The organism is Vibrio splendidus 12E03, assembly GCF_000272105.2.
Taxonomy (GTDB): Bacteria; Pseudomonadota; Gammaproteobacteria; order Enterobacterales; family Vibrionaceae; genus Vibrio; species Vibrio splendidus_I.
Genome location: NZ_AJZD02000038.1, coordinates 1 through 3,539, shown reverse-complemented (window position 1 = coordinate 3,539; position 3,539 = coordinate 1). Strand labels below are relative to the sequence as shown.

5 protein-coding genes are annotated in these 3,539 nt (G+C 40.5%); all 5 read right to left on the bottom strand.

Annotated features, from left to right (window positions below):
• The coding region (locus A142_RS04190) for a hypothetical protein (protein WP_139137153.1) at nt 1–1,581 on the bottom strand (1,581 nt) is incomplete at its 3' end.
• 130 nt (nt 1,582–1,711) lie between these two features.
• Nucleotides 1,712–1,912, bottom strand: a complete 201-nt coding sequence (locus A142_RS04185; protein ID WP_019822881.1) for a hypothetical protein — start codon at nt 1,910–1,912, stop codon at nt 1,712–1,714.
• 40 nt (nt 1,913–1,952) lie between these two features.
• Entirely contained in the window at nt 1,953–2,177 is a 225-nt protein-coding gene (locus A142_RS04180; RefSeq protein WP_019822880.1) for a hypothetical protein, read from the bottom strand.
• A 9-nt stretch (nt 2,178–2,186) separates the two neighbouring features.
• Nucleotides 2,187–2,528 carry a hypothetical protein gene (locus A142_RS04175; RefSeq protein WP_019822879.1) on the bottom strand — a complete coding sequence of 114 codons (342 nt, stop codon included), beginning with the start codon at nt 2,526–2,528 and terminating at the stop codon, nt 2,187–2,189.
• Nucleotides 2,529–2,530: 2 nt separating this feature from the next.
• A complete protein-coding gene (locus A142_RS04170) occupies nt 2,531–3,532 on the bottom strand; it encodes a replication initiation factor domain-containing protein (protein ID WP_139137154.1) in 1,002 nt (333 codons plus the stop codon).
• Between the last annotated feature and the right edge of the window lie 7 nt (nt 3,533–3,539).

Here is a 3,539-nt window from a genome sequence, read left to right as displayed (position 1 = left end):
AATAGAGAATAAAGTTTTGAACTTTTCAAATTCGTCAGCCATTTCTTGTTTTATTTCTAAAACTTCATTTTGAACTTCAGCGATATCAGTTGGAGTGACAATAAACCCTTCACCAGTAAAGCTAGAACTAGGTTCAACGAAATTATTATTGTTAGTAATACCCTTGATTAAATCGTCAATCTTACCTTCAACCCCAGACATATCACCAACTTCAAGGCCGTCGATTTTTGCTGATAGGTCAGAAAGACTAGATTCAACGCCAGATAAATCAGGAGAACCCAAAGAGTCTATTTTTGAATTAATATCCTCAAATTCATAATAAAGACCATCAATCATAGCGTTATTACTTAAAACCTTTTCTTCTACATTTGAAATGTCAGAAGACATGGTTTTTAAAAGTTTATTGTTGAGGTTTGCCTTAGCTGCATTTCTTAGTTGAGTTTTTTGTTGGTCTGTAAGGCCACCGCCAGAAACCTCCAAAGCTTGAATCTTACTAACTAAATCACGATTCAAAGTGACCATCAAATCACGCTCAGTTTCTTGTCCTGCAATGACCTGGTCATTTTTAGTCATATTGCTCACACTGTTTCGAACAGAGTCTAAGAGCCAATTACTTTGAGCATCAGTGAGAGCACCGCCACCGCCAGCAGGAAAATCAGAAATAGAGTGGATTATGGATTGAGTGTTGCGTTTAACAATCGAGACTTCCTCATCTAAATCATCAAATCTATTAAAAGTCTGATTGTAACGGTCGTCCAAACGAATTTTTATATCTTGCCTTGCAGCCCAAACACTGTCTCTAACGGTGTTTTCCAAACCACCTTGAGCAGCCGTCAACGAGTCTATCTTGTGAGCAAAAGATGAATCATTGGTCTTTTGAGTATTGATTAACTGAGTAATAGCACGATTAAAATCATCACGAGTAAGATTTCGCTGACTTAAATTCGAAATAATCCGAGCTAAATCTGAATTATTACGATTAAGCTTGTTCATAACAGAATGATAACTGCCGCAAGAATCATCATTAACATTACAGTTAAGAATGTCTTTTGCTTCTTCTAAAGAATCATAATAAGTGTCGAGATTGTCAGGCACATTATTACCATCAGCATCCGTAACTTGATTGTCATTGCTGTATGGGTCAGGGTCTTCACCGTTTCTAATGCCGTCACCGTCCCAATCTTCTAAGTCATCTTGAACCCCGTTTTGGTTAACATCACCCTCAAACGGAAAGAGCTCAGGAACGTCACCTGAATAGCGGTTGATTTGGTCAAAGCCACAAGTAGAACCCGTATAATAAAACTTGTTAGTCCAGCGTCCCGCCTCAACAGAAATCGAAACTGAACTAGGCTCCATGTTACAAGCAGCACCAGAAGAACGATCACCGATACAATAAGAACGAGGATTATCACCCCACACGTAAGAATCCCAAGTCAAATTTCTACCCGTTCCCTTTAGTATCTTACAAGAACTAACACAGACACCCTCAACCTCAACTTCACCCGCACCACACTGCAAAGCATTGGAATTGAAAGCAACAAGAACTAAAAGAAGAGAAAAGTATTTTTGATATCGTTCCACTGTAAAACCCCAGATAAAAAAACGCCCCCAAACTAGGAGGCATTAATACCCGTATATGCGCCATATACGAATGACATAGCCATAACCACCCCAAACAGGACGGTTACGACCTCAGAGACAATGTCTCCCATTAGTTCCCCATAGAATTGACAATGGCGCGAAGACCAAAGCCAAGTGCAGCAAGACCGATAAGGCCAACGACAACAAGACCGTAGTTAGATTGACCAGCCGTTACAGCTTCGTTGATAGCCGTTGTGATTCCACTGGTATCAGCAAATGAAGAAGCAGATACAAGCGCAGTAGAACCTAGAACCAATAGACGTTTTTTCATGGTATTTCCTTTTTAAGAGTGTGTTACTAAAAGTAGACCCCTAGCCTTTGCCAAGAGTTTTCAAGATTCGCCCTAGCACATGGCCAGAAACGAAAGATAATAAAATCCAACCTGAAACGGTTGTGTATAGCTCTGAATCAATGGTCAAAGACTGTGAAGCAGAAACTAAATTGTTGTATTCGGTGTCGCTAAGCATCACGAGCTGACAATCAAAGTCAGTTGACGTTCTTAAATAACCCTGTTGAGTAGTCGTAATGCAGTTCATAAATAAAACCTATTTTTTATGAAGGTCATCAAAAAGTGATTTAATAACGGTATAACCAGTAATAAAGTTTTGTTCTGGATTTTCTGGATTTTCTGGATTAGGCTCAGTTTTAACATCAGCAAGAACAGGAAAAGCGGTAGACTCAAATTGATTCAGAATCTCATCAGAAACAACGAAAGTCATAGAGCCACCATCTTCACCAACATCAAAACCAAAGGTCGAACAGCTACCCTTATCATTTGACCAAGCGCGTGGTTTTTTACCGTAGAAAATATCTGCAATCTCGTAAGGCTTGCCAGTTTTTCCCGAGATACCTTTAGAGTGCGAAGCACCAAGTAGAACTAATTTCATTTTTAACCGCCCGTTATTTCTTTGATTATTTTTTGATGAATATCAGGAAGACTAAACTCTGAATCCTGATGCTCACTAGATACGAGGAGACCGAAAACCTTTTCGATATCCCCATCAAAATATTTAGCTAAATCGGCAAGAGTTCGACCAACTTGACGACGCGCCCACTTCGCTCTTCCATGGATATCGAGAGCGATTGAAGACTTTTTTGTGATCACCTTTACAGGGCAAGAAGCCACGATTGAAGCCGAGAAATCGCACAAACCTGCATAGTGGCCGCTTATATCGAGTAACACATCAATAGGAAAATCCTTGAGTTCGACCTCATTTCGGAACCAGTACATATCAAGGTCTAATTGAGCAGCCTTGTTATAAATACGCCAGTAAACCCTAGATTGACGGCTACCGACTTCGAAAGATTCGTTAAGAACTCGACCATTGGCCTCTTTGAAAACACGTTCGCCAGCAGCAGGAGTTCTACCTCTAGAGCTAGTTCTAAACGCATCATCTGAATAGGCTTTCTTTGCATAATCACGACCAAAAAGACCATGAAAATCATCAACAGCTAAATCAACACGCGAAAGCTTCGAACAATCAAGAAGCTGTAACCACCAATGCAAGCGAAACAAAGACGTATGCTCGACAAGAGAACGACAACCTACCCCTTCAAGCTGTATGTAACAGGTGTCACGATTACCACCGAGAGCTACAAAACCAACGTGTTGACGAGAATGTTTAGGCGTTAAATGACAAGAATTTTCATAACCATTAAGACCTTTATCGCGCCAAGGTGACATTTTCAAACCAAGAACGTGAAGACAAAAAACCTCCAAACGGTCAAGCATGGCAACACGCCATTTAGATCGATAAAGATCCTCTAATTTTGCTTTGCGATTAGGACAACGAACGCGCTGATATGTTGGTTTTGGTAGCGGTGCCCAGCAAGGATTAGACAAATCTGACTTGTGAGCATGACGAAGTGTGCGTATTTCGGTGATTGCGATCGGCTGT